Origin of the sequence: Microbacterium sp. ZW T2_14, from assembly GCF_044987405.1 — a bacterium.
Taxonomy (GTDB): Bacteria; Actinomycetota; Actinomycetes; order Actinomycetales; family Microbacteriaceae; genus Microbacterium.
In genome coordinates, this window is the sequence record NZ_JBJDRK010000012.1 from 40,082 (window position 1) to 66,933 (window position 26,852).

The 26,852-nt window shown below is 70.4% G+C and carries 21 protein-coding genes; 3 read left to right on the forward strand and 18 right to left on the reverse strand.

Annotation, left to right across the window (positions count from 1 at the left end; all coding sequences use genetic code 11):
* Positions 1-23: 23 nt before the first annotated feature.
* Positions 24-1,541 carry a GTPase HflX gene (gene hflX, locus ACI3KY_RS06340; RefSeq protein WP_404929343.1) on the reverse strand — a complete coding sequence of 506 codons (1,518 nt, stop codon included), beginning with the start codon at positions 1,539-1,541 and terminating at the stop codon, positions 24-26.
* Between the two features lie 104 nt (positions 1,542-1,645).
* On the opposite strand from hflX, the gene ACI3KY_RS06345 reads away from it, so the two are divergent.
* On the forward strand, positions 1,646-2,293 hold the full coding sequence (locus ACI3KY_RS06345) for a class I SAM-dependent methyltransferase (protein ID WP_404929344.1): 648 nt from the start codon (positions 1,646-1,648) through the stop codon (positions 2,291-2,293).
* Positions 2,294-2,299: 6 nt separating this feature from the next.
* Here the strand turns inward: ACI3KY_RS06345 and dapF are convergent, their stop codons facing one another.
* Positions 2,300-3,187, reverse strand: a complete 888-nt coding sequence (gene dapF / locus ACI3KY_RS06350; protein WP_404929345.1) for a diaminopimelate epimerase — start codon at positions 3,185-3,187, stop codon at positions 2,300-2,302.
* Positions 3,188-3,298: 111 nt separating this feature from the next.
* Between dapF and ACI3KY_RS06355 the strand changes: the two genes are divergently transcribed.
* Positions 3,299-4,954 carry a cytochrome bc complex cytochrome b subunit gene (locus ACI3KY_RS06355; protein WP_404929346.1) on the forward strand — a complete coding sequence of 552 codons (1,656 nt, stop codon included), beginning with the start codon at positions 3,299-3,301 and terminating at the stop codon, positions 4,952-4,954.
* Here the strand turns inward: ACI3KY_RS06355 and ACI3KY_RS06360 are convergent.
* The 15 genes from ACI3KY_RS06360 to ACI3KY_RS06430 all read right to left on the reverse strand — a co-directional run bounded on the left by ACI3KY_RS06360 (position 4,941) and on the right by ACI3KY_RS06430 (position 25,122).
* Positions 4,941-5,363, reverse strand: a complete 423-nt coding sequence (locus tag ACI3KY_RS06360) for a GNAT family acetyltransferase (protein ID WP_404929347.1) — start codon at positions 5,361-5,363, stop codon at positions 4,941-4,943. The genes ACI3KY_RS06355 and ACI3KY_RS06360 overlap by 14 nt on opposite strands.
* A complete protein-coding gene (gene miaA / locus ACI3KY_RS06365; RefSeq protein WP_404929382.1) occupies positions 5,360-6,316 on the reverse strand; it encodes a tRNA (adenosine(37)-N6)-dimethylallyltransferase MiaA in 957 nt (318 codons plus the stop codon). Before miaA ends, ACI3KY_RS06360 begins: the two co-directional genes overlap by 4 nt.
* 2 nt (positions 6,317-6,318) lie before the next feature.
* On the reverse strand, positions 6,319-7,869 hold the full coding sequence (gene miaB, locus ACI3KY_RS06370) for a tRNA (N6-isopentenyl adenosine(37)-C2)-methylthiotransferase MiaB (RefSeq protein WP_404929348.1): 1,551 nt from the start codon (positions 7,867-7,869) through the stop codon (positions 6,319-6,321).
* 95 nt (positions 7,870-7,964) lie between these two features.
* Positions 7,965-8,840: a regulatory protein RecX gene (locus ACI3KY_RS06375; RefSeq protein ID WP_404929349.1), complete on the reverse strand. Its 876-nt coding sequence runs from the start codon at positions 8,838-8,840 to the stop codon at positions 7,965-7,967.
* On the reverse strand, positions 8,840-9,895 hold the full coding sequence (recA, locus tag ACI3KY_RS06380) for a recombinase RecA (protein ID WP_404929350.1): 1,056 nt from the start codon (positions 9,893-9,895) through the stop codon (positions 8,840-8,842). Before recA ends, ACI3KY_RS06375 begins: the two co-directional genes overlap by 1 nt.
* A 278-nt stretch (positions 9,896-10,173) precedes the next feature.
* Positions 10,174-10,398 carry a DUF3046 domain-containing protein gene (locus ACI3KY_RS06385; RefSeq protein WP_194413872.1) on the reverse strand — a complete coding sequence of 75 codons (225 nt, stop codon included), beginning with the start codon at positions 10,396-10,398 and terminating at the stop codon, positions 10,174-10,176.
* Between the two features lie 41 nt (positions 10,399-10,439).
* A complete protein-coding gene (locus tag ACI3KY_RS06390) occupies positions 10,440-10,748 on the reverse strand; it encodes a helix-turn-helix domain-containing protein (protein WP_163620678.1) in 309 nt (102 codons plus the stop codon).
* 167 nt (positions 10,749-10,915) lie between these two features.
* Positions 10,916-11,398: a CinA family protein gene (locus ACI3KY_RS06395; protein WP_404929351.1), complete on the reverse strand. Its 483-nt coding sequence runs from the start codon at positions 11,396-11,398 to the stop codon at positions 10,916-10,918.
* The gene (gene pgsA, locus ACI3KY_RS06400) at positions 11,395-11,967 is read right to left on the reverse strand and encodes a CDP-diacylglycerol--glycerol-3-phosphate 3-phosphatidyltransferase (protein WP_404929352.1); all 573 of its coding nucleotides are present in this window, start codon (positions 11,965-11,967) and stop codon (positions 11,395-11,397) included. Before pgsA ends, ACI3KY_RS06395 begins: the two co-directional genes overlap by 4 nt.
* A gap of 41 nt (positions 11,968-12,008) precedes the next feature.
* The gene (locus tag ACI3KY_RS06405; protein WP_404929353.1) at positions 12,009-14,750 is read right to left on the reverse strand and encodes a DNA translocase FtsK 4TM domain-containing protein; all 2,742 of its coding nucleotides are present in this window, start codon (positions 14,748-14,750) and stop codon (positions 12,009-12,011) included.
* Positions 14,751-14,839: 89 nt separating this feature from the next.
* Positions 14,840-15,334: a GNAT family N-acetyltransferase gene (locus ACI3KY_RS06410; RefSeq protein ID WP_404929354.1), complete on the reverse strand. Its 495-nt coding sequence runs from the start codon at positions 15,332-15,334 to the stop codon at positions 14,840-14,842.
* A 210-nt stretch (positions 15,335-15,544) separates the two neighbouring features.
* On the reverse strand, positions 15,545-17,221 hold the full coding sequence (locus ACI3KY_RS06415) for a ribonuclease J (protein ID WP_194413877.1): 1,677 nt from the start codon (positions 17,219-17,221) through the stop codon (positions 15,545-15,547).
* A gap of 72 nt (positions 17,222-17,293) precedes the next feature.
* Positions 17,294-18,271 carry a 4-hydroxy-tetrahydrodipicolinate synthase gene (gene dapA / locus ACI3KY_RS06420; protein WP_194413878.1) on the reverse strand — a complete coding sequence of 326 codons (978 nt, stop codon included), beginning with the start codon at positions 18,269-18,271 and terminating at the stop codon, positions 17,294-17,296.
* 111 nt (positions 18,272-18,382) lie between these two features.
* Positions 18,383-21,148, reverse strand: coding sequence for a M4 family metallopeptidase (locus tag ACI3KY_RS06425; RefSeq protein WP_404929355.1), 2,766 nt, complete (start codon positions 21,146-21,148; stop codon positions 18,383-18,385).
* Positions 21,149-21,195: 47 nt separating this feature from the next.
* Positions 21,196-25,122: a S8 family serine peptidase gene (locus ACI3KY_RS06430; RefSeq protein ID WP_404929356.1), complete on the reverse strand. Its 3,927-nt coding sequence runs from the start codon at positions 25,120-25,122 to the stop codon at positions 21,196-21,198.
* Between the two features lie 259 nt (positions 25,123-25,381).
* Between ACI3KY_RS06430 and ACI3KY_RS06435 the strand changes: the two genes are divergently transcribed.
* Positions 25,382-26,026, forward strand: coding sequence for a winged helix-turn-helix domain-containing protein (locus ACI3KY_RS06435; protein ID WP_404929357.1), 645 nt, complete (start codon positions 25,382-25,384; stop codon positions 26,024-26,026).
* A 57-nt stretch (positions 26,027-26,083) separates the two neighbouring features.
* On the opposite strand, the gene ACI3KY_RS06440 is transcribed toward ACI3KY_RS06435, so the two are convergent.
* Positions 26,084-26,848, reverse strand: coding sequence for an SDR family NAD(P)-dependent oxidoreductase (locus ACI3KY_RS06440; protein ID WP_404929358.1), 765 nt, complete (start codon positions 26,846-26,848; stop codon positions 26,084-26,086).
* Between the last annotated feature and the right edge of the window lie 4 nt (positions 26,849-26,852).

Sequence of the window (26,852 nt, forward strand, 5' to 3'; positions counted from 1 at the left end):
ACGCAGGAGCGGGACGACGCGCGTCAGACCTCGAAGGGCGCGAGGCGCGACGCGAGATGCTCGCCGACACGGGCGTGCACGGCCGTGCCGCCCTCCTCGTGCTCCTGCGACAGGATCATGCCCTGCTCGTGGATCGCCGACACCAGATCGCCGCGATCGTAGGGCACCAGCGCTCGCACCTCCACGGCCGGCAGCGGCAGGGCCGCCTCGATCGCTGTCCGCAGCTCGTCGAGGCCCTCTCCGGTGCGTGACGAGGCGAAGATCGACTTCGGCTCAAGACCGCGCAGGAGCAGACGGGTGTCGTCGTCGACGAGATCGGCCTTGTTGAACACGACCAGTTCGGGGATGTCGCGCGCCCCGACGTCGCCGATCACGTCGCGAACCGTGGCGAGCTGGGCAGCGGGATCGGGGTGGGAACCGTCGACGACATGCACGATGACATCGGCGTCGCCGACCTCTTCGAGCGTTGAGCGGAACGCCTCGACCAGCTGGTGCGGCAGGTTGCGCACGAACCCGACGGTGTCGGTGAGCGTGTAGACGCGACCGTCGCCCGTCTCGCTGCGCCGGACGGTGGCGTCCAGTGTCGCGAACAGGGCGTTCTCCACCAGCACACCGGCGCTCGTCAGCCGGTTCAGCAGCGACGACTTGCCGGCGTTCGTGTAGCCGGCGATCGCGACCGACGGGATCGTGTTGCGCTTGCGCTCGGCCCGCTTCGCGTCACGTGCCGGGGCGAACTCGCGGATCTGCCGGCGCAGCATCGCCATGCGCGTGCGGATGCGACGCCGATCGAGCTCGATCTTCGTCTCACCGGGTCCGCGCGAGCCCATGCCCGCGCCGCCGGCACCCACCTGGCCACCGGCCTGGCGGCTCATCGAGTCGCCCCAGCCGCGCAGGCGCGGCAGCAGGTACTCGAGCTGCGCGAGCTCGACCTGCGCCTTGCCCTCGCGGCTCTTGGCGTGCTGACTGAAGATGTCGAGGATCACCGTCGTGCGGTCGATCACCTTGACCTTCACGACGTCCTCGAGCGCACGGCGCTGGCTCGGGGCCAGCTCGGTGTCGGCGATCACGGTGTCGGCGCCGACGGCGGCGACGATGTCGCGCAGCTCCTCCGCCTTGCCGCGCCCCACATAGGTCGCGGGATCCGGGTGCGGCCGGCGCTGCAGCACGCCGTCGAGCACGACGGCGCCGGCGGTCTCGGCGAGCGCCGAGAGCTCGCGCAGGGAGTTCTCGGCATCCTCGGTCTCACCCTGTGCGTGCACGCCCACCAGCACCACGTTCTCGAGCCGCAGCTGGCGGTACTCGACCTCGGTGACGTCCTCGAGCTCGGTGGACAGGCCGGGAACGCGACGCAGCGCGGCACGCTCCTCGCGGTCCCACTGCTCGCCGTCGGTGTCTGCGCGCCCGATCGTGGTCTCGTCCTGGAGCGCCTGAGCGGCTCCGAAGACTCGCACCCCCGAGCGCGCTTCGGCGCGCGCCAGCACGCGATCCACCGGGTCGACCGGCGTCTCGTCTGTGCTCTGGGGTGTCGTCGTATCCGTCATGTGTTCCTTTCGGGATGCCTTTTCCGGCGCTCATCGGCCGGTTCGCGGCATCCGTGAATTCTACGCTCCCCTCCCGGGGAGCACCTCCGCTAGGCTCGTCAGCCATGGGGAGCGACCACTACTTCAGTGCGACGCCCGCCAGCCCCGAGAATCTGCGCCGCATCCGCGTCACGCTTGCCGGACGCGGACTCGAAGTCACCACTGCCGGCGGCGTCTTCAGCCCCGACCACGTGGACGCGGGGACCGCGGTGCTGCTGTCGAACACTCCCCCGCCACCGGCCGGCGGGAACTTCCTCGACCTCGGCTGCGGCTGGGGGCCGATCGCACTCAGCCTGGCGCTCGACGCCCCGCACGCGACCGTGTGGGCCGTCGACGTGAACGAACGAGCGCTGGACCTCGTGCGGCGCAACGCCGCCGATCTCGGGCTCGACAATGTCAACGCCGCGCTGCCCGACGATGTTCCCGACGACGTCGTGTTCCGCACCATCCGCTCGAACCCGCCCATCAGGGTCGGCAAGAACGAGCTGCACGGCCTGCTCGAGCAGTGGATACCGCGTCTGGACGAGCGGGCCGACGCATGGCTGGTGGTGCAGCGCAACCTCGGCTCGGACTCGCTCCAGCGATGGCTCGCGTCCACGCTCGATCGTCGCTTCAGCGTGTACCGCGCCGCGACGGCCCGCGGATTCCGCGTGCTCAAGGTGCGACGCCACGGCTCGCCCCAGAGCGAGCCGATCGTGCTGCCCGAGCTCTGACGGACTCTAGGCGAGCGTGACCTCGCCGGTGTAGACCAGCGTCGCCGGCCCCGACAGCAGCACGTGCCGCTCACCGTCGAGCTGCGGCATCCGCACGCCCAGCGTGCCTCCGGGAACGTCGACCACCCAGTGGTCAGGCGCCGCCGGACCGGCCCAGTGCCGCACCGCCAGTGCCGCGGCCGCCACGCCGGTGCCGCAGCTGAGCGTCTCACCCACACCGCGCTCGAACACGCGCATGCGGATGGACCCGACGCCGTCGCGCACGAGCGGGTCGCTCGGCACCACGAACTCGACGTTGGCGCCGTGCGGAGGCTCCGGGTGCAGCTGCGGCCGTGCGGCGAGGTCGAGGCCTTCGAGCTCCGCCTCGTCGGGCAGCGCCACCACGACGTGGGGGTTGCCCACATCGATTCCGATACCGGGGCGCGGAGCGCCCCCGCCGCGGGTGCGCACCAGGACGCCCGAATCGTCGACCGCGAACAGGCCGAGGTCGACCTCGAAGCCCTTCTCGCCGACCGTGCCGTCGCTGCGGGTGACGGTCTTGACGCCGGCTCTGGTGCCGATCGGGAGGGGTCCCGCATCGACGTCGGCCCAGCCGGCGTCCACGAGGTACCGCACGAACACCCGGATCCCGTTGCCGCACATCTCGGCCTTCGAGCCGTCGGCGTTGCGGTAGTCCATGAACCACTCAGCGCCGGACGCGGCCGCCTCTGAACCCTCCGCGATGGCACTCGTCCGGACCACGCGCAGGATCCCGTCGCCGCCGATGCCGAAGCGCCGGTCGCACAGCACGGCGACCTGGTCGTCGGTGAGATCCAGGGTGCCATCGGGGTCGGGGACGATCACGAAGTCATTGCCGGTGCCGTGGCCCTTGGTGAACGCGATCGTCTGCGGCATCGTCACAGTCTACGGTCGCCCGCGCTCGGTGCTCCGCCGCTGCGGTCGCTGGCGCTGTCACATCCGGTCGCCTCACGGTGTCTTGTGGGTAGGACCATCAGGAGGGACAGCATGCGCGGCATCGCGATCGAGACCGACCGGGCTCGCGGCGAGGACCGGCGCCGCCGATCGGTGACCGACCGGGTGGCCGGACGCCTCGGCGGCATCACCGTGTTCGGTCACCGCCTCGACGAGACATGGGCCGAGCTTCGGCGTCGCCGCGTCCCCACGCACTGGACCAACCTGTTCGGCGTCGTCAGCGTGGCGTCGCTGGTGGTCGTGACCGTGACGGGCATCCTGCTGATGTTCTTCTACACGCCGTCGAGCGCCGACACGGTGTACGCGGGGTCGTATGCGCCGTTGCACGGCACCGTGGTGTCGAAGGCGTTCGCGTCGACGATGGACATCACGTTCGACGTCGCCGGTGGCGTGGTTCTGCGCCAGGCGCATCACTGGGCAGCACTCCTCCTCCCCGCGGCGATCATCGTGCAGCTCGTGGCGACCTTCTTCACCGGCGCCTTCCGTCGGCCACGGCGTGCCATGTGGCTGCTGCTGGTCCTGGCCCTGATCGCGGCCCTCGCGAGCGGATGGAGCGGCTACGCGCTGCCCGACGACATGCTCTCGGGCACCGGGCTGCGGATCGTCGAGGGCATCCTCCTCGGCATCCCGGTCGTCGGCACCTGGCTCGCGTCCGTCCTCTTCGGTGGGCCGTTTCCCGGCCGGATCATCGAGAACCTGTATCCGCTCCACATCGTCGTGTTCCCGGGCGCACTCCTCGTGCTCGTCGCGCTGCGTGCGGTCGCGGCGTGGCGACACCGGCCACCCCAGTTCCCGGGTCGGGGCCGCACGTCCGAGAACGTGGTCGGCGTCCGTCTCGTCCCGACCGCAGCCGGTCGCGCGGCAGGGTTGTTCCTCGTCGTCACAGGCCTTCTGCTGCTCATCGCGGCGACCGTCACGGTAGGCCCCATCTGGCTCTACGGCCCCGCCGATCCCGGCAACGCCGGTGCCGGCAGCCAGCCGGACTGGTACACCGGATTCCTCGACGGCGCCCTGCGCCTGGTGCCGCCGGGCTGGGAGGTCGTGTGGCTCGGCCGTACCTGGACGATGGCGATCCTGGCCCCGCTCGCCGTCGTGGGCGCCTTCTTCGCGGTGGTCGCGGCCTACCCGTTCCTCGAGGAGTGGGTCACCGGCGACCGTCGGGATCGGCACCTTCTCGACCGGCCGCGCCTCGCGCCGACGCGCACCGGTCTGGGTGTGGCGGGGCTGACGTTCGTGGCGGTGCTGTGGGCCGCGGGCGGTGCCGACGTCATCGCCACGTCCTTCTCCGTGAGCATCGAGCACGTGATCGGCACGCTGCAGGTGGCGCTCGTCGTCGGCCCGTGCGTGGCGTTCACGATCGCCCGCCGGATCTGCTTCGGCCTGCAGCGAAAGGACGCGGACCTGCTCCGGTACGGCTACGAGACCGGGCGGATCGTGCGGCTTCCGGGCGGTGAGTACGTCGAGATCCACCAGCCGCTCGACGAGACCGAGCGGGCTCGCCTCGGGCTGCCGGACGATGCGACGGGAGGAGCTCCGCGACCGATCGACACCGAGACCGGTCCGCTCACGCGCCGACTGCGCCGGCGCATGCGCCTCTATTACGAAGGCGGCCCCATCGACGCCGGGCCGGACGAGCACGAGGCGCACGACGCCACCCGGGCGCCCGCACCGCCGCTCAGTCGGCGATGAGGCGCTTCCCGGTCGCCCACGTCTCGAACGCCTCGTAGCCGAGCGCCCCGTAGAAGCCGTGCGCCGAGTTGTTCTCGGGTCGGACCATGAGCTGCACCTTGGGGCAGCCCAGCTCGAGCAGTCGCTCCTCAGCGACCTCCACGAGACGGCGCCCGATGCCCTCGCCGCGACGAGCCGGGTCGCTGGCCAGGTAGTAGAGCCATCCGCGGTGACCGTCGTATCCGGCCATGACCGAGCCGACGATCGCGCCCGCGGCGACGGCCACCAGGAACAGCTCCGGCTGCACCGACAGCTTGCGGTTGATGTCCTGGTAGGGGTTGTTCCACGGCCGGGTGAGGCCCGTGGCCTGCCACAGCGACACCACAGCCTCGGTGTCGGGCAGCTCGAAGGGCCGGATCGCGATGCTCATGCCGACGAGTCTGCCAGCACCGCGGCATCCGTTCCGGATTCCACCCAGCGCAGCGCGTCATAGCGCCGGAACCATGACACCTGCCGGCGCGCGTACCGGCGCGTCAGCGCCTGGGTCTCGGCGATCGCCTGGGCCTCGGTCATCTCGCCCGTCAGCTGCGCGAGAGCCTGCGCGTAGCCGATCGCTCGGCGCGCGGTCACGCCGTGTTCGAGGCCCCGGTCCCGCAGCGCGCGGACCTCGTCGAGGATCCCCTCACGCCACATCGCCTCGACGCGAGCGTCGAGGCGTCCGACCAGCTCGTCGCGGGGCACCGCCACACCCACGATGCGCGTCACAGGGTGCCACAGCACCGGCTCTTCCGGAAGCGCCGCCCCGTGCGTGCGCTCCCCGAGCTCCAGCACTTCGAGCGCGCGCACGATACGACGCCCGTTGCGGGGATCGACTCTGGCCGCCGTGGCGGGGTCGAGCTCTCGCAGCCGGGCGTAGAGAGCGCCGGGGCCGTGGGCGTCCAGTTCGCTCTCGAGGCGCGCGCGGCGCTCCTCGTCGCGCGGCGGGAAGCGGAAATCGAAGAGAACGCTCGACACGTACAGTCCCGAGCCGCCCACGAGGATGGCGTCGCCGCCGCGACCGTGGATCTCGCGGACCGCGGTGCGGGCGGCATCCTGATACCAGGCGACGGCCGCCTCGTCGGTGACATCGAGCACATCGAAGAGATGGTGCGGGATGCCGCGGCGCTCGGCCACGGAAAGCTTGGCGGTGCCGATGTCCATGCCGCGGTAGAGCTGCATGGCATCGGCGTTGACGATCTCCGCGGTTCGACCGCGCGTGGCGAGGGCCTCGGCGAGATCGAGCGACAGCGCGGTCTTGCCCGTTCCCGTGGCGCCGACCACGGCCCACAGCCGGGGCTGCGAGGCCGCACCCTCGTCTGCGGAGGCGCCGTCGGTCACGGACAGGGTCAGACGCCGATGCGCAGCGTCGGCAGTCCGAGAGACACCGCGCGCGGCGCGACGGACTCCCCTGCCGGGGCCGGCACCGCGCAGGATTCGGCCTGCGCACGGTCCCACGCGTCGCCGGAGCGGGTGCGCCGGATGCGCAGCGAGGCACCCTCGGGTGCATCGGCGAGCAGGTGGAACGGCGCGGCGTGCGTCACGACGACCGAGACGACATCGCCGGGACGCGGGACATCGGAGCCGGCCGGCACCTCGAAGTGCACGAGGCGGTTGTCTTCCGCGCGCCCGGTGAGGCGATGCGTCTCGGCATCCTTCTTGCCCTCGGCAGAGGACACCAGCACCTGCACCTCGCGACCGAGCTGCTTCTGGTTCTCTTCGAGCGAGATGCGCTCCTGCAGGGCGATCAGCCGCTCGTAGCGCTCCTGCACGATGTGCTTCGGCACCTGATCCGCCATGGTCGCGGCCGGCGTGCCCTCGCGGATGGAGTACTGGAAGGTGAACGCGCTGGCGAAGCGCGCCTGCTCCACGACGCGCATCGTGGCTGCGAAGTCCTCTTCGGTCTCGCCCGGGAACCCGACGATGATGTCGGTCGTGATCGCCGCGTCGGGCATCTTGGCGCGCACACGGTCGAGGATGCCCAGGAACCGCTCGCTGCGGTACGACCGCCGCATCGCCTTGAGGATCCGGTCGCTCCCGGACTGCAGCGGCATGTGCAGCTGCGGCATGACGGCGGGCGTCTCGGCCATCGCATCGATCACGTCATCGGTGAAGGCGGCGGGGTGCGGACTCGTGAACCGGATGCGCTCGAGGCCGTCGATCTCGCCCGCGGCGCGCAGCAGCTTGCCGAAGGCCTGGCGGTCGCCGAACTCGACGCCGTACGAATTGACGTTCTGGCCGAGCAGGGTCACCTCCATCGCGCCGTCATCGACGAGCAGGCGGATCTCGTTCAGGATGTCGCCCGGGCGACGGTCCTTCTCTTTGCCGCGCAGGCTCGGCACGATGCAGAACGTGCACGTGTTGTTGCAGCCCACCGAGATGGAGACCCACCCGCTGTAGATGCTGTCGCGCTTGGTGGGCAGGGTCGAGGGGAAGATCTCGAGCGACTCGAGGATCTCGAGCTCGGCCTCGCCGTTGTGGCGCGCCCGCTCGAGGAGGCTCGGGAGCGAGCCCATGTTGTGCGTGCCGAAGACGACGTCGACCCAGGGCGCCTTCTGCTGGACGACGTCCTTGTCCATCTGGGCCAGGCATCCGCCGACCGCGATCTGCATGCCGTCGTGCTTGTCCTTGCGCGACTTCAGGTGGCCGAGCGTGCCGTACAGCTTGCCTGCCGCGTTGTCGCGCACCGCGCAGGTGTTGATGACGATGACGTCCGCTTCTTCGCCGGACTCCGCGCGGATGTACCCGGCGCTCTCGAGCGAGCCGGAGAGGCGCTCGGAGTCGTGCACGTTCATCTGGCAGCCGAAGGTGCGCACCTCGTAGGTGCGGGCACGGCCGTCGACGTCGTTCGCGGCCGGGGAGGGCGCGATGAGAGTCGGGGAAGCGGAAGGCGAAGACATGATCCCGCCATTCTACGAGCCGCGCACAGGCGGGGAGTCTGCGAACAGTCCCCACCTCTGCGACCGGATCCTCGGACGACCGGCCGCCGTCATGCTCAGCTCTCGTCGAACCTGACGCGGCCGGACGGGCGCGTCGTCTCCTCCAGAGCGGTGCGTGCCGCGTTGAATGCCATCGAGCCGCCGTATCCGCGCCGCGCAAGCTGGCCGGCCAGTCGCCGGAGCGCGACGTCTCTCTCGAGCCCGCGCAGCGATCCGGCCTTCGATCGCGCGAACTCCAATGCGCGCTCGGCATCGTCGTCCGGAAGCTCGGCGAGGGCCGCATCGGCGACGTCACGCGGCACGCCCCGTTTGGCGAGGCTCTGAGCGATCACCTGTCGCCCCTGCCCCTTGCGATCGATGCCCGCGTGCACGACCTGCTCCGCCAGGCGGGCGTCGTCGAGGTAGCCGCGCTCGAGGAAGGCGTCGAGGATCTCATCGACAGCCCCGCGATCCAGATCGTATTGACCGAGGTAGATCTTCGCCTCCGCCACCGACAGCTGTCGCCCCCGCAGCTTCTTCACGAGACCACGCTCAGCGGTCTCCGCCGCGTCGTCGTCGTCCAGCGGGCGACGCGACGTGCTGCGTCCCGCCGACCGCGACCTGTCGGCGCGCTCGGCCGCCAGGTCGATCGGCGTGGCGTCGTCGGTGACCGATGAGGCGTCGCCGCGTGGGGCATCCCCGAGTTCGGGTGGCTCCGAGTCGACCCCCGAGTCCGGACCGCCTTCCGCGGCGGGTACCGGGATTGCAGCCGGCGCATCGAGGGCGACGCTCGGAAGGCGCTCCTCGAGCACCTGCTGCACCTCGGCCGCCGTCTTCGGGAACGCACGCGCACCCCCGCCGCCGAAGAGCGGGGTCACGGGGGCGAGTCCGTCGTCCGAGTCGAGGTCGGCCTCGACGTCGGACTCACCCCCGCTGTCGACGAATCGGACCATCACGCCGGGCGGCGCGCAGCCAGCTCGTCCTCGACCGAGCCCTCGACAGCGCCCTTGGGGACCCCGATGCCGAGTTTCGTCTTGATCTTCGATTCGATCTCGGCCGCGACGTCCTCGTTCTTGAGGAGGAAGTTGCGCGCGTTCTCCTTGCCCTGACCGAGCTGCTCGCCCTCGTAGGTGTACCAGGCGCCCGACTTCTTGACGATGCCGTGCTCCACGCCGAAGTCGATGAGGCTGCCCTCGCGCGATATGCCGACGCCGTACAGGATGTCGAACTCTGCCTGCTTGAACGGCGGGGCCATCTTGTTCTTGACCACCTTGACGCGCGTGCGGTTTCCGACCGCCTCGGTGCCGTCCTTCAGGGTCTCGATGCGACGGATGTCGAGACGCACCGACGCGTAGAACTTCAGCGCCTTGCCGCCCGCGGTGGTCTCGGGCGAGCCGAAGAACACGCCGATCTTCTCGCGCAGCTGGTTGATGAAGATCATCGTGGTGTTGGTCTGGTTGAGGCCACCCGTGAGCTTGCGGAGCGCCTGAGACATGAGGCGCGCCTGCAGGCCGACGTGGGAGTCGCCCATCTCGCCTTCGATCTCGGCCTTGGGCACGAGGGCTGCGACCGAGTCGATCACGATGAGGTCGATGGCGCCGGAACGCACCAGCATGTCGGCGATCTCGAGCGCCTGCTCGCCGGTGTCGGGCTGCGACACGAGCAGCGCATCGATGTCGACGCCGAGCTTCTGCGCGTAGTCGGGATCGAGAGCGTGCTCCGCGTCGATGAACGCGGCGATGCCGCCCGCGCGCTGCGCATTGGCGATGGCGTGCAGCGTGAGCGTCGTCTTACCCGACGACTCCGGACCATAGATCTCGATGATGCGACCGCGCGGGAGCCCGCCGATGCCGAGGGCGACATCGAGGGCGATCGAGCCGGTGGGCACGACCTCGACGGGAGCGCGATCGTCGCTGCCCAGGCGCATCACCGAGCCCTTCCCGAACTGCCGGTCGATCTGGGCGAGAGCCGATTCCAGGGCCTTCTCGCGGTCAACGGGTGATGGCATGACGTGCTCCTCTGTACTCGCGTTCCGTCGCCTGTAGGCTGTCGCGATCCGGCCCGGTGGGACGGATGCTGCGACAAGGCGTGAGGTGTCGTTCGACGCTGTTCACGTTAGGGAGGGGCTCCGACATCCGTCTTCGCTCCTTCCCGGTCCGTGGAAAACACGCTCTCGACACCTGCTGTGCAGGAGCCTACGCCGTTCTCGAACACTTCTTCGATGACACGCCGTGCGAAAACACGCCGAGCGGCGACCGTGGCAAGGAGGAAGTGGCGCGGAATCGCTCAGCGACGGCGCGGTTCCAGCCGGCCGACGCCGTAGCGCCGCTCGGCCGGGACGTCGAGCTCTTCACACAGGGCGAGCCAGACCTCGCGGGGATCGACACCCGCCGCGATCGCCTCTGCCGCGGTCCGCCCGCCGATCTTCGACAGGAACAGGTCGGTCACCACCGCATTCGCGCGCGCGCCGAACTCGTCCGCGACAGCGCGGTCGAACTCACTGCGGCGCATGGCGATGGGTGGGTCCTAGAACTCCGTGGAGAGAAGGACGCTCAGCGCAGCGAGAGCTCGGCGTCCACCGAGGCCACGAGATCGTCGGGAACCACGTCGGGGAAGGTCTGGATGCCTTCGAGCACCGAGATGCGGTCGCCCACTTCGCGCATGATCGTCGAGATGGGAACATCCAGCGCCTCGGCCACCGAGGCGAGGATCTCGCTCGAGGCCTCCTTCTGACCGCGCTCGACCTCGCTCAGGTAGCCCAGCGCGACGCTCGCGCGTCCCGCGACCTGACGGAGGGTGCGCCCCTTCTGCTGGCGGAAATCACGAAGCACTTCACCGATCTCTTGACGTACCAGGATCATCAGGGCCCCTCCTCACTTCTGATTCCACCGTCTTCCGGGTGCCCAACAGTACAGCACCGACTGATGCCAATCTAATCCCGACAACTGGGCAATGGGTGGGAATCACCGAATGTAACCGAGACGAAACACGGTCTGTTCCCGGAGCAGGCAGGACGGATAAGGATGCCTCACAGCAGGGTGAGGGCGAGCTCCAGCACGCTCTGCACGCTCTGCGTGCGGATCTCTTCGCGCGTCCCCGACAGGGCGAGCGATGAGACGACGACCGTCTCGGGCGTCGCGACGGCGATGTGGACGGTGCCGACCGGCGTGTCGCCCTGCGGCTCCGGACCGGCGACACCCGTCGTCGACAGGCCCACGTCCGCGCCCAGGACGCGTCGTGCGCCCTGGGCCATCTGGGCCGCCACCTCGGGGTCCACCGGACCGCGTTCGGCCAGCAGAGCCGCGTCGACGCCCAGCTGACTCGCCTTGACGTCGGTGGCGTAGGCCACGATCCCTCCGCGCACGTGGGCCGATGCGCCCGGAACGTCCACGAGCGACGCGGTGAGCCGCCCGCCCGTGAGCGACTCGGCGGCGGCGATCGACCACCCCCGGCCGTCGAGCGCCTGCAGGACCGCGACCGCCGCCGAACCCTGCGCCGACCGGTCCGTCATGCGTTCCTCCGGTGGGCGCGCGCCGCGCGCACCTCCGTGACGATGTAGTCGATGCCGCTGGCGATCGTGAGGATCACCGCGATCGTCATGAGCACGCCGTTGACCCAGAAGATCCAGTCGCCCACGAGCGTCCACAGCGGCAGGAGCGCCAGCGACAGCGCGACGCTCTGCGCGAGGGTCTTGAGCTTGCCCATCCATGCCGCCGCGAGGACGTGGTCGCTCACGACCATCAGGCGATACACCGTGATGCCGATCTCGCGGATGAGGACGACGATCGTGATCCACCACGGAAGCTCGCCGAGGATCGACAGGCCGATGAACGCGAAGCCCGTGAGCACCTTGTCGGCGATGGGGTCGAGGAGCTTGCCCAGATCGGTGACGATGTCGTGCCGGCGTGCCAGATAGCCGTCGATCCCGTCGGTCGCGATCGCCACGATGAACAGCGCAGCGGCCCACCAGCGAAGCGGTCCGTCCGCTCCCCCGTCCGCCAGGAGCATCCACAGGAAGACCGGCGCGCAGAGGATGCGGACGATCGTGATCGCGTTGGGGAGCTGCCGGGGGATCGCCATGGCTCGAGCTTATCGGCGGCCCGTCGGCGCAGCCGGTCCGATCAGTCGCGGCCGGTGAGGCCCCAGGCGTCTTCGGACCCGTCTTCGGCCTCGACGACGGGGTAGCCGTCGTACTGCGAGGCCACGGCATCCGCTCCGTAGGGGTCGTCGGCTGCGGTGGCGGGCGCGGCCGCAGCGGCGGCAGGCGCAGGCGCAGGCACGTCGTCGCCGCGCATCCGTGCCAGCACCGCCGGCAGCTGCTCGACCGTCACCAGCACGTCGCGGGCCTTGGAGCCCTCCGACGGGCCGACGATCTCGCGCGACTCGAGGAGGTCCATGAGCCGGCCCGCCTTCGCGAACCCGACGCGCAGCTTGCGCTGCAGCATCGACGTCGACCCGAACTGACTAGACACCACGAGCTCGGCGGCGGCCAGCAGAAGCTCGAGGTCGTCGCCGATGTCGGCATCGATCTCCTTCTTCTCGGCCACCGCGGCCACGTCGGCGCGGTACTCGGGACGCGCCTGGTTCGTCACGTGCTTGACGACCGACTCGATCTCCTTCTCGCTCACCCAGGCGCCCTGGACGCGGATCGCCTTCGACGCGCCCATCGGCAGGAACAGGCCGTCGCCCTGGCCGATGAGGCGGTCGGCGCCCGGCTGGTCGAGGATCACGCGGGAGTCGGTGACGCTCGTCACGGCGAACGCGAGCCGCGAGGGCACGTTCGCCTTGATCAGGCCGGTGACGACGTCGACCGACGGGCGCTGCGTCGCGAGGACGAGGTGGATGCCGCTGGCCCGGGCCAGCTGCGTGATGCGGACGATCGAGTCCTCGACGTCACGGGGGGCCACCATCATCAGGTCGGCGAGCTCGTCGACGACCACGAGGAGGTACGGGTACGGCTTGAGCACGCGCTCGCTGCCGGGCGGCAGGGTGATCTCCCCCGCGACGACCGCCTTGTTGAAGTCGTCGATGTGACGGAAGCCGAAGGACGCGAGGTCGTCGTACCTCATGTCCATCTCCTTCACGACCCACTGCAGCGCCTCGGCGGCCTTCTTGGGGTTCGTGATGATGGGGGTGATGAGGTGCGGCACGCCCGCGTACGACGTCAGCTCGACGCGCTTGGGATCGATGAGCACCATGCGCACGTCGGCGGGCTTCGCGCGCATGAGGAGGCTCGTGATCATCGAGTTGACGAAGCTCGACTTGCCGGAACCGGTCGACCCCGCCACCAGGAGGTGCGGCATCTTGGCGAGGTTGGCCACGACGTAGCCGCCGCCCACGTCCTTGCCGACGCCGATCGTCATCGGGTGCGTCTGGTTGGCCGCCGCCGTCGAGCGGAGCACGTCGCCGAGCGTCACGATCTCACGGTCGATGTTGGGGATCTCGACGCCGATGGCGCTCTTGCCGGGGATCGGCGCCAGGATGCGCACCTCGTTCGACGCCACCGCGTAGGCGATGTTGTTCGTGAGCGCGGTGATGCGCTCGACCTTCACGCCGGGGCCGAGGGAGATCTCGTACTGCGTCACGGTCGGACCGCGCGAGAAGCCGGTCACCCGGGCGTCGACAGAGAACTGGTCGAGCACACTCGTGATGGCCCGCACGGTGTCGTCGTTCGCCTGCGACCGCGCCACGTGCGGCGAGCCGGCGGCAAGGGCGTGAACCGACGGCAGCCGATAGGGCGCCGAGGGCGCGTCGACCGCCGTCACCGAGCCGATGCCGTCGAGGCCGGGAAGGGTGCCGTCGTCCTCGATCATCTGCGCGTCGTCGCGCAGCGAGGTGCGCGACGTGGTGGCCGCCTTCGCCGCCGACAGCACCGCCGGATCGATGACCTCGGTCAGCGCATCGCCGACCGGTGCCGGCGGCGGGGTCACCGGCGCGACGATGGCCTGCTCGAAACCTCCCTGTGTCGATCCTGCCGTGAGCAGCTCGGTGAGGTCCTGGGATCCGAGCCCGCTCTCGGGGTCCTTCTCCCGACCGGTCTTGTTGCGACGCCAGAACGGGATCGACGGGTCGCCCTGCTCTTCCGCGGTCGCGTCGGCCGCGGCATCCGTCGCCTTCTCCTCCCGCGGCTCGGCGCCGAACATCCAGGCGTACAGCTCGCCGAGACGGCGCCCGATGCGGTTCGGCGGCGTCTTGGTGATGATCAGGATGCTGAGCACGGCCAGGAGCGACAGCACGATGTACGCGCCCACGTCCGTGAGCACGAGGGCCAGAGGCTCGCCCAGCATCCAGCCGAAGAGCCCGCCCCCCTCGCTCAGCGCCGGGAGGAGCTCGTTGGGCTGAGGGCGGCCGCCCGCGACGTGGCAGAACCCGGCGATCGTGACCAGCAGCAGCCCGAAGCCGATTCCGACCCGTCCGTTGTCGTGCACCGACGACGGATGGCGGAACATCCAGCCCGCGAGCATGAGGAGGAGCACCGGCAGCACGAACGCCTCGCGGCCGATCAGTGCGCCGACCGAGTAGGCGCTGATGGTCTTCGCGACCTCGCTGCCGATGAAGAACCACTCGTTGACGGCGCCGGCGACCGCGAGCAGCACGAGCAGGAACGGGAACCCGTCGCGGCGCTGGTCCTTCTCGAGCGTCTCGGGGCCGAAGGCGCGGAACAGGCCGCCGGTGGCGTGGGCGAGACCCAGCCAGGCCCGCACGACGACCGGAGGCCGCTCGGGCTGATCGACGTAGCGCTTGGGCGCAGGGGCCGGCTTCGCGGCCGCGGGCTTGCGCGCCGTCGACGCGTTCGAACGCGCACTGGAGGATGCGCTCGAAGACGCGCGCGAACCCTTGGTCGGGCTTGAGCTCCTGGCCATCCCCCCACGGTAAGCCGGTTCCCCGACATTCCGCGCCCACCACGCCGCCTGCCGGCGACCTGCCGCGCGCGCCCGCGCGGCGCGGATCGTCAGCGCAGGCGCTTCACCATCGTGTCGCGGCCGATGCCGCTGCGGACCACCGCGAAGCCTTCGCTGCGATACAGCGACGACGCGAAGTTGCCGCGCTCGACGCTCAGGCTGATCCGCGCGCAGCCCGCCGCGCCCGCGTGCTCGCACAGCCGCTGCAGCAGCGCACGTCCCACGCCGTGCGCGCGCCAGATGGGGCGGACCCCGATGATGAGCTCGGGCACACCCGTGCCGACGTAGCCGAACCCGGGCTCGCTGCGAGGCAGCATCCGGTACCACGCGGCGCCCACCGGCTCGCCGTTCGCATCCTCCGCGACGAACCCCGCGTCCCCCGGTCTCAGCCACCCGGCGACGTACCGCCGGTGATCGGCGCCGTCCATCACCTCGTGCCGCGGCCGCGCGCCGCCCGGGCGCCAGTTCGCCGCCTCGACGACCATGTCGCCCAGGAACGCGCCGTCGGCCGCCACAGCGGGACGGATGCGGAACGAAGAGGCCACGAGGGCGATGCTACGGCCCGCGTGTTACGGAACCATCACGTCCGCGACAACTCGTCGCCGTCGAGACCGGGGATTCTCGCCGAGACCGAGAGCGACACCCCCGGTTTCTGCGAGAATCCCCGGTCCCGGCGAGGTGGGTTGTCTACGCTTCGATACTCCGCCTGATGGTGATCTCGCTACGCTTCGATACTCCGCCTGATGGTGATCTCGCTACGCTTCGATCACGAGCGGGACGATCATCGGCCGGCGACGCAGCGACTGGTTGACCCAGCGTCCGATCGTGCGGCGCACGATCTGCGACAGGGCATGCGAATCGCGGACGCCCGACTGAGCCGCCTCGGCGAGCGCCGCGGCGATCTTGGGCTTGACGTCCTCGAAGACGGCGTCGTCCTCGGCGAAGCCGCGGGCGTGCACCTCCGGGCCCGAGATCACCTTGCCGGTCGAGGCGTCGACGACCACGATGACCGAGATGAAGCCCTCTTCGCCGAGGATGCGACGATCCTTGAGGTCGGCATCCGTGATCTCGCCCACGGTCGACCCGTCGACGTAGACGAAGCCCAGGTCGAGCTGCCCCACCATGCGGGCCTCGCCGTCGCGCAGGTCGATGACCGTGCCGTTCTCCGCGAGGAGGGTGCGCTCGGGCGCGATGCCCGTGTCCTGCGCGAGCCGCGCGTTCGCCATCAGGTGGCGGTACTCGCCGTGCACTGGGAGGACGTTCTTCGGCTTGAGGATGTTGTAGCAGTACAGCAGCTCGCCGGCGGCGGCGTGGCCCGAGACGTGCACCTTGGCGTTGCCCTTGTGCACGACGTTCGCGCCGAGCTTCGTCAGCCCGTCGATCACGCGGTAGACGGCGTTCTCGTTGCCCGGGATGAGGCTCGACGCCAGGATCACCGTGTCGCCCGGCCCCGGCTCGATCGCGTGGTCGAGGTTCGCCATGCGGCTGAGCACGGCCATCGGCTCGCCCTGCGAGCCGGTCGACATGTAGACGATCCGGTCGTCGGGCAGGTCGCGCGCCTTCTTGTAGTCGATCAGCACACCCTCGGGCACGTGCAGGTAGCCGAGGTCCTCGGCGATCGTCATGTTGCGCAGCATGCTGCGGCCCAGCAGGGCCACGCGACGGCCGTGGGCGGCCGCTGCGTCGAGCACCTGCTGCACGCGGTGGACGTGGCTCGAGAAGCTCGCCACGATCACCCGGCGCGGGGCCTTGCCGATGACCTGGTCGAGCACCGGCCCGATCGAGCGCTCCAGGGGCGTGAACCCGGGCACGTCGGCGTTCGTGGAGTCGACGAGGAACAGGTCGACCCCCTCCTCCCCCAGCCGTGCGAAGGCACGCAGGTCGGTCAGGCGACCGTCGAGGGGCAGCTGGTCCATCTTGAAGTCGCCGGTCGCCAGCACGGTGCCCGCGGGCGTGCGGATGGCGACGGCCAGGGCGTCGGGGATCGAGTGGTTCACCGCGATGAACTCGAGCTCGAAGGGCCCGAGGTTCTCCCGCTGACCCTCGGCCACCGTGAGGCTGTACGGCCGGATGCGGTGCTCCTTGAGCTTCGCCTCGGTCAGCGCGAGGGTCAGCCCGGAGCCCACGATCGGGATGTCGCTCTTGAGCTTGAGCAGATACGGCACCGCACCGATGTGGTCCTCGTGGCCGTGCGTGAGCACGACACCCACGATGTCGTCGAGGCGGCCCTTGAGCGGCTCGAAGTCCGGCAGGATGAGGTCGACGCCGGGCTGGTGCTCCTCCGGGAAGAGCACGCCGCAGTCCACGACCAGCAGCTTGCCGCCGTATTCGAACACCGTCATGTTGCGGCCGACCTCGCCGAGGCCGCCGAGGGGGACGACCCGGAGAGTTCCCGCCTCGAGCTCAGGCGGGTCGTACGGGGTGGTGGGCATTGTGAAGCCTCCTCCGGATGCCGCGGCATCCGTTCATCAGCGTGCCGTCGCCGCATCGGCGACGGCACTTCGTCATCTCGTGGTGCCTGAGACCTTCGGCAGGGCACCGCCGGCGGCGGCGTTGCGGTCGGGGCGGAAGTTCGAGAAGTCTGCGCCGGGCACGTCGGTCACGAGGGCCAGTTCGTCTTCGATCATGGCGGCCTCCCACTCCTCCGGGCCCACCAGCGGCAGGCGCACGCGCGGGCTGCCGATGCGGCCGAGGCCGTGCAGGATGTACTTCGCCGACACCGTGCCGGGCACGTGCGTCATGACGGCGCGCACGAGCGGCTCGAGCTGCCGGTGGGCAGCGGTCGCGGTCTTCAGGTCGCCGGCGTTCACGGCGTCGACGATGGCACGGTACGGCGCCGGCGCGATGTTCGCCGTCACGCCGATGAGGCCCGTCGCGCCGATGGCGAGGTGCGGCAGCACGTTCACGTCGTCGCCCGAGAAGTACATCAGGTCGGTCTGGTTCAGCACGCGGCTGACCTCGCTGAAGTCGCCTTTGGCGTCCTTGATGGCCAGGATGTTCGGGTGCTTCGCGAGCCGCAGGATCGTCTCGTACTTGATGGGCACGCCGGTGCGACCCGGGATGTCGTAGAGGATGACCGGCAGATCGGTCGCGTCGGCGACGAGACGGAAGTGCGTCAGGATGCCGGCCTGCGTGGGCTTGTTGTAGTACGGCGTGACGATCATCAGGCCGTCGGCGCCGACCTTCTCACTGGCCTTGTAGAGCTCGATCGCGTGGGCGGTCTCGTTCGACCCGCCACCCGTGATGATCTTCGCCCGTCCGGCCGAGACGTCCTTGCCCACCTGAACGAGACGGATCTTCTCCGCGTCGGTGAGCGTCGACGTCTCACCCGTGGTGCCGGTCACGACGATGCCATCGGCTCCCGCGGTGATGACGTCGTCGATGTGCTTCTCGACAGAGGGCCAATCGACCTCGCCGTCGGCCGTCATGGGAGTGACGAGCGCGACGAGCACCTGTCCGAAAGGGTTGCCCGTATGCGTCATGCCTTCAGGTTATCGGCTCGGAGGCTCGCCACTCCTCCCGCGTGTGGCGCGGACGACGAGAAGGGACGGATGCCGCGAGCCGCGGCATCCGTCCCCCACATGGTGTTCCGGTCAGCAGGTGCCGGCGGGCGTGGCGCGCGTGACGAGGGTGTCGTACGCCGCGGCGGTGTCGACCCAGACCACCGTCGAGCCGGTGTCGGCGGCGGCGCGGTCCGTGAAGCCGGTGCTGCATGTCACGCGGCCGAGCGATGTACCGTCGACGGTGTACTGCAGCAGGAGCGGAACCCCGCTGCCCAGGCGCTCGCTGTCGCCCTCGGACGCCACCGTGATCGTCGTCGACGAAGCGACGAGATCGTGGATGTGGAGCCCGCCGACGTTGCTCTCGGGCACGATGTCGCTCCACGCGCCGCCCGTGACGGGGGCCTTGCGGATCGCGTTGTAGGGGTCGTTGCGATCATCGGCGGCCCAGACGACCGAGCCGCCTGCAATGGTCGGGCGGATGATCGACCCCTGTGTCCGCGGGCCGATCTCGGTGACCGCGCCGGTCGCGGTGTCGAGCACCTCGACCGCGGAGAAGGTCCGGGTGTAGACGCCGTCGGGCAGCGACACCTCGGTCGGGAACTCGCGGACGTACGCGAGCTTGCCGCCTGTGATGTCGGGCACTCCGGTGGCTGTGCCCGGCAGAAGCGCGGCGGTGCCGCCGAGCTTCGCGAAGCCCACCCGGCGCGACCCTTCGACGTCCAGGCCGTCCCACGCCACGACGCCGTCGGACACGCGCGCGTTGAACAGGGTCGTCGGGGTCGTGTAGACGACCTGCTCGGGGCCGCCCGCGAGCGATTTCGCCATCACCTGCGATTCCGCTGCGGAGAACCGGATCCACACGACAGTCTTGCCGTCGGTGTCGGGGTAGACGTCGGTCCACTCCCCGGGCGTGCTCACGAGGGTCGGCTTGACCTTGCGGTCGATCGTTCCCGCGTAGATGCCGAAATAGCCCGAGCCGTCGATGCTCGGCACGTCGGCGATCGTCCACCAGCCGCCGCCGGCCCCCGCCCACGAGACGCCGTTGAAGTCGGTGAGGTTCTCGAAGAGGACGGTCCCGTCGCCGCCGAGCTGCTTCTCCCACCCGGGCATGATGCCCCGGGTGTCGAACGCTGCCTGCACGGACTTCAGCTGCTTGCCCTTCAGGCCCTGCGCCTTCGCCGCCGCCAGCACGGCGTCGCGGGCCTGGGTGAACCCGTCGAGCGGAGTCAGGTAGTCGGTGAGGGCCCGGTACACGATCGGATCGGCCGTCTCGCCGCCGAGCGCCTCGCGGATGTCCCACAGCGCGCCGCCGAAGATCGTCGAGTTCAGGTGCACGCCGCCCGCGTCGTAGAAGTACGGGTAGCCCGCGAAGTGATCGATCGTGGTGCCGTCGTCGAGATCGCGCAGCGCACAGGCGGTCGGCGCCGCGGCGTAGCAGAGGTCTTCGCCGAGGAGGCTCGCGTTCGGGTCGCTGAGAGGCGTGCCCGTGGCATCCACGTCGATCGCGTTGCCGAAGTAGTCGGCGAAGGCCTCGTTCAGCGCGCCGGACTGGCCGACGTAGACGAGTCCCGCCGTGTGCTGGACGACGCCGTGGGTGAGCTCGTGGCCCTGCACGTCGAGGTCGGCCGTGAACGGCTTGAAGTTCCAGCCGTCGCCGGCGCCGTACGCCATCTGATAGCCGTCCCAGTAGGCCTGGTTCCAGGTCGTTCCGCCTTCCCACTCGACGAGACCGACGATCGAGCGGATCTCCTGCCCCTTGCCGTCGATGCTGTCGCGCCCGAGGCGGTTCTTGTAATAGTCGTACACCTGCCCGGCGCCCCAGTGGGCATCGACCGCTCCGCTGGTGGTGAGCTCGGCACCGAGCGCTGCCGTCGGGGACGAGGCGAGCCCGGCACCGGCCGGGATCGTTCCGGTCGGGTACGAGTAGCCGACGACGCCGGCGGCGTCGTACGTCTCGATGGCGGTGCCCGGCCGGGTCGTGTCGCGGAGCAGGAAGGCGCCGCTCGCCGCGTCGTGCGTGAGGTTGACGGGGACGTCGACGCCCGTGAGCAGCGTGCCGGTGCCGTTCGCGGCGTCGCCCGCTACGGCCGCCGCCGTCGCGGTGGCTCCGGCATCCGGCGTCGCCGCGCCCGCGATGCCGAACGTCTGGATGCCGCTGTACTGCAGCGTCGGAAGGCCGGTGGTCGCCTCGATGTACACCTCCTGCACGACGGGGGCGCCCGTCGCATCCGTGCCGCGCACGGTGACGTGTCGCGTGAGGATGCCCGCACCTTGCGGCAGCACGACGAGCCCGTTGTCCGCCCCGGTGAGCGCGGCCTTCGTCTCGCCGCCGACCCTGCCCGCGTTCTCTCCGCCGTACTGCACGGCCTGGACCGCACGCGCCACGGCGAGCTCGGAGGAGATCTTCGGCTCGACGTCGACCGTGAGGTCGGTGAAGTACTGCCCCGAGGTTCCGGTGACGATCCGCTCGGCATCCTTCTTCTTCATCCGCACGATGTACTGGCCGCCGAGCACCTCGACTCCCCCGTGCTTCTGCGTGAAGCGGACGGTCTCGTCGCTGCCCGCCGCCGTCACGTCGGTCACGACGAGATTCGTCTCGGCCGAGGGGATGTGGTAGCGGTCCTTCTTCGCCTTCAGGTGTGCCAGGGCAGCCTTGTCGGCGGGTCCCTCCGCGTCGGTGGGCTCGGCGAGGCCGTCGACGAGCGTCGGCGTATCGGAGTCCGCAGCGGTGGCCGCCGGGGCGGCCACCGTGGACGGGGCGGGACCGGATGACGCTGCGGCGGGGACGACGCTGGCGAGCACGAGAGCCGTGCCCACCAGTGCGGAGCACGCGGCGAGTTTCGCGGGGCGGTGCATGTTTCCTCCAGTTGTGGGGTGGAAGCTGCCGGCGGGTTCGCCGGCGGTCAGCGAGACGACCGGGTGAGGTCGACCGGCAGATAGGTGCGGCTCGCGCGGCCCGCGTCCGAATCGACGAGCAGGGTCGCCGCGTTGGCGCCCGCCGCCGCAAGAGAACCCTTGACCTTGACCTTGAAGGTCTTGCTGCCGCCGGGCTTGAGGGTCGCGGCATCCTGGTTCGGGTCCAGCCATGGGATGTCGGCGAACGTCGGATCCTCGACGTTCAGCCGCCACATGAGGCCGTTGTTCATGTCGACGACCCAGAGGTTGCCCGCCTCGTCGAACTCCATGCCGGCGGCACCCTCCGGAGAGAGGGAGGTGTCGAGGGTGCGATACCGCGTGCACGTCGTGGGTGAGTCCGGGTCGATCTGCACGAGCTGCGGGACCGCATCTCCGAACGTGGAGTACCAGAGCGTGTCGGAGCCGGTGTTGTAGGCGAACCCGAGCGCAGCCTCCGGCACAGCGCACGCGTTCACCACCTTGCCCGGCTGGGCGTGCGTGGATCCGGCGACGGTGAGCACGGTGCCGACGTAGGCGCTGCCGAGGTAGAACACGTCGTCGACCGGGTTGTAGGCGAGCGCGCTGTACGCCTGCTGGTCGGCCCAGTACCCCGTGATGACCCGTGTCTGGACTCCCGACTCGCGATCGAAGCAGTGGATGCTCCAATCACCGCCGTTGATGATCTGGCACATGTCGCCCGAGCGGCTGTCGAACGCGAGCTCGAGCCGGTCGGCGCCGTCCATCTCGGCGACGTGCGGGGCGTCTCCGAGCCGCTCTCCCGTGACGGCGTAGAGCCCGTTGCGCTGCTCCATCCAGTCCGAGACCCAGAGTCGTCCGTCGTACCCGACGCCGAACACGCTCGACACCGGCATGGTGCTCCAGACGCCTTCGACAGGCATGCCTGCCTCGGGCGCCGAGAGATGCGGGTTGCGCGGCATCTCGTCCAACGACAGGTGCAGCGGCGCGGAGCCCGAGTTCTTCACGGTGACCTCGACCCACTCGCTCCCGCGCCCGTCCGAGGTGAGCGTCAGCTGCGATGTGGACAGCGTCGCGATGCCGGTCTTCAGGGCGGGCGAGAAGGATGCCGCGTCCTGCCAGGAGGCGAGCTCGACGGTCTGCGAGGCGGCCGTGTAGTTCGGTGCGGTCACGGTCGCCTTCGCGGTGCCGAGGGGAACGGCGACCTCATACGTGCCGTCGCCCGAGGTGGTGGCGGTGAGCGTCGTGCCGTCCGCGCTCGCGACGGCGACGGTGGCGCCCGCGACGGCGGCGCCGTCGTTCGCGTCGGTGACGGTGCCCGTGAGCCATGCCCGTTCGTCCCGCGTGAAACGGATCTGCTGCCCCGCCTGCAGGACGGACTCGAAGCGCGAGTACTGCGCACCCACCTCGGACCCCGCGGCCTCGATCCCGACGGAGGCGTTGCCGCCGGCGAGGTCGGCGTCCGCTCCCACCCCGTCCCCGTACGAGAACAGGACGTCCCCGTTCGCGACCAGGGTCGCCGAGAAGGTGAGGCGCTGGTCGGGAGAGAAGATGAGGAACACGTTCCGCCACTCGACGGTCACCGCGGGCATGCCATCGACGGTCGTCTCGGCCGAGAGCACCGCGGAGGCGTCGTCGAGATCCAGGAGCATCCAGAACGGCGCGATGACCCCGCCGGGGATGACGCCGCCCGGATACGGGATCGGCCGCTGCCCGGGCCACTCCCCCTCGAAGGATGCGAACGAGACGAACCCGTTCGCCGACACGTAGGCGGTCGAGTAGCGGTCGTCGAACGAGGGGAAGGCGAACGGCAGCGCGATCGCCGCAGAGCCCCCGTTCGCCCGGATGTCGAGCACCTGGGTACCGGCAGGGAGCTCGGCGTCCGTCGACGTGCACGAGTACCCGCCCGAGAAGGCGACGCGCTCGAGTGCGGCATCCACCGTCTCGTCACCGTCCACGACGACGGTCCGCTCCAGCGGAGCGATGCAGCGATCACCCGTCGTGGTGAGCGTGAACGATCCGGCCGGCACATCGTCGATCCGGTACCGGCCGGCGGCGTCGGTCGTCGCGGCGGGGAGGGGGCCGTTCAGAGCGACGGCGAGCCCCGCCATGGGGTCGCCGGCGGCATCCGTCAGCGTGCCCGAGACGGTATGCCGCGTCGCGGTCGCGAGGCGCGCCGAGGCGTCCGCCGTCTCGCCGTCGGCGACGGTGACCTCGACGGTCTTCGCCGAGAACCCGAACGACGCGAGGGTGACCTCGTACGTGCCGGGCACCAGCCGCAGCGCGAACGTGCCGTCGGCCGCCGTCTTGGTGGAGCGGCCGAACTCACCGTCCGCGACCACGTCGACGCCCACCAGAGGCGACCCGTCTGCGGCCGTCACCGTGCCGGCGAGGGTGCCCGCACCGGTCGGTGCGGCGGCGATGAGCGCGGCGACATCCAGCTTGCCCTCGCCCCACACCCCGTTGTCGTCGGCGTCGCCGCCACAGCGGGTGTCGTCGACGTCACGCGCCGTGCGGTCGAGCAGTTCGCGGGTCGCGGGGATGTCGCCCACCAGCGCCGGAGCCGCGCTCCAGAGCAGCGCGACGGCGCCCGCCAGGTGCGGTGCGGCCATCGACGTCCCGGTCTCCAGCCGGTAGCCGCCTCCCGCAGCGGCGGAGCGGATCCGGACGCCGGGCGCCGAGATGTTCGGCTTCACCTCGCCGTCCTGCCCGGGGCCTCGGGACGAGAAGTAGCCGATGTCGCCGTCCTCGTCGTACGCGCCCACGGAGTATGTGACGTGCTGCGATCCGGGGTTGCCCGCGGTGTCGCAGGCCGGGCCGGAGTTGCCCACCGACCAGGCGCTGAAGATGCCGGACGCCTCCCAGGCCCTGATGATGTCGTCGAAGAACGGATCCTTCGAGGCCGGGTCGCCCCAGGAGTTGTTCACGATGTGCGGCCGCTTCGAGGGGTCGCCGTTCGCCCAGTCCTCGGAAGTGTCGGTCGGGGCGAGCATCCACTGCGCCGACAGCATGAGACCCGTCTGCGAGCACTTGACGCAGCCGTTCGCGGCGATCCAGGTCGCACCCGGTGCGACGCCGATGCGTTCGCCGTCGCCGGCGTCGCCGGTGATCGTCCCCATCGTGTGCGTGCCGTGGCCGTCGGGATCGCACGGCCCGTCCGCCCAGCCGCACCAGCGGTCGATGTCGAGCCAGTTGTAGTCGAGCTCCATCGACCCGTCGGCCTGCAGTCCGCGGAAGCGGTCGTGCAGCGCCGGATGCGTCACATCGACCCCGCTGTCGATGTTGGCGACGACGATCCCCTCCCCCGTGATGCCCTGTGCCCAGACGGCGGGGGCGCCGATCTCTGCGACGCCCCAGGCGATGCCGTCGGCGTTCACGCCTTCGCCCGCTGCGGCGGGCGAAGATTCGACCGGCTCGGCGTTGCGATAGGTCATGACCTCGCGGATCTGCGACACCTCGCTGTGCGCCGCGAGCGTCGTCGCCAATGCGAGGTCGCCACCGGTGACCAGCACCGCATTCGACACCCAGAACGATGTGTAGGCCGCGCCCGCCGCCTCGAGTTCGGCGATCACCGGAGCTTGGGAAGCCTCGGCGTGCGCACGCAGCGCATCCCGCACCGCAGCACCCCGCTCGTCCCAGTCCGCGATGGCGGAGGCCGCCGCGAGGTCGGCCCGATCGGCGAAGCGCACCCAGAACGACGCGCCCCCCGCCTCGGTGAGCTGCGACTCGGCCTCGTCGGTCAGCTTCTCGCGCGCCTGCGCCGCGTCGTCGGTCGGCGTGCCGGCCTCGGGGAGGATGCCGTGCCGCCAGGCGTCCGTCGCCGTCTGACCGTCCGGGAGGCCTGGTGCGGGCGGTTCGGTCGCCGCGGCCGGAGGCGACACGATCAGGGTGGCGACGAGCGCCGCGGCGGCGATGACGGTGGCGATGGCGCGGGGTCTGCGCGGGAGCGAATGACGCACGGGGGTCCTTCGGTCGGGGCGCCGACGATGCGCGGCGCCGACGGCGAATGCGGATGTGGGGATGACGCTCATGCTCGGGGAGCAGTGATCGGCCCGACAAGGGCGCTTCAGGGTCAACTCGGGGGCGAAAACTTTCCGCGGAACCCGAACCGTGAGAGCGCTCTCACGGAATCGTTAACGTGCCGGAACGTGACAGGTGGCTGAAGAAACACGGGGCTGGTAGACAGAGGTCGGCTTCATCGGTGACGAAAGGACCGGCGTGCAGAGCGGAGTGGTGCAGGAGGCCGAGGAGGTGCTGGTGCTCTGCGTGGGAATGCCGCTGCGGCATGTGGGTGAGCTCGCGAAGCTTCTCCGCGACCTGGCGGTGGTCGTCGCCGCGCCGGATGTCGAGGGCGCGCTCACGTTGCTGCGAGACGTCCGCTCAGACGGCAACGACCCGGACGCTCCGCCGCGCGGCGTTCTGGTTCCGACGCGCCGGACGGGAGCCGAGGTGTCGACGGTACCGACGGTGATCGGCCCCCTGCGCATCGCGTCGGCCGCCCGAGAGGTGTCGGTGGCCGGCATCCGCCTGCACCTGTCGGCACAGGAATTCGACCTGCTCGCCGCGCTCGCCTCCGACACGCGCCGCGTCTGGTCGTTCGCGGAGCTCACGGAGAGGGTCTGGCGCACCGACTACCTGGGCGATCGCGAGCATGTGAACTCCGCCATCAAGAGGCTGCGCCGCCGTCTCGCCGGGCGTCCCGGCATCCGGATCGTCTCTGTGCGCGGCGTCGGCTACCGCTTGATGGCGGGAGGCGAGTCGGTCGCGACGCCGGTCTCCGACCCGCGGCGTCGCGAGCAGCGGCAACTCCCCGACGACGAGCCGAGGGGAGCGTCGGCGGACCCGGCAGAGGACGCGGCGTGACCTCGTCGCGATGACGGCGCGTGCATCCCGCGCCGTGTGTCCGCTGTCGTCAGGCGTCTACCTGCCGCGCTCTCCGATGCGCGCCGCCAGCGACGGTGGCGCGAAGCGCGCGAGCCCGACGAGGATCTTGTAGCGGCGCGACGGAATCGACACCGCCCGGCCGCGGGCGACGTCGCGCAGCGACTCGGCGACGACGTCCCGGGCATCGAGCCACATCAGGTCGGACACGCCCTCCTCACCGGGCGCGAGCCCCAGCCGCTCGTGGAAGTTCGTGTGCGTGTACCCCGGGCACACGGCCGTGACGGTCACCCCGCGCGGTGCGTAGCGCCCGTTCGCCCAGCGGCTGAAGCTCACGAGCCAGCCCTTGCACGCTCCATAGGTGGACCGCGGGATGAACGCCGCGACCGACGCGACGTTCACGATCCGCCCGTGGCCGCGCGCCAGCATCCCGCCCAGCGCGGCGTGCGTCAGCCGCAGGGGCACCTCGACGTGCAGGTGCAGGTGGCGGACCTCGTCCTCGATGTCGTTGGCCTCGAAGGCCAGCGGCAGTCCGAATCCGGCATTGTTGACGAGGATCTCGATCGGCTGGGCCTCATCGGCGACGCGCGCCTCGACCTTCTCACGATGGCGGGGCTTCAGCAGGTCCGCGACGACGACCTCGACCTCGACCCCGTAGGTCGACCGCAGCCCGGTCGCGAGCCGCTCGAGCGCCTGCCGATCCCGGGCCACGAGCACCAGGTCGGCGCCTTTCGCGGCCAGCTGCCTCGCGTACTCCGCGCCGAGCCCCGAGCTCGCACCGGTGATGAGCGCCGTTTTCGCCATGCGC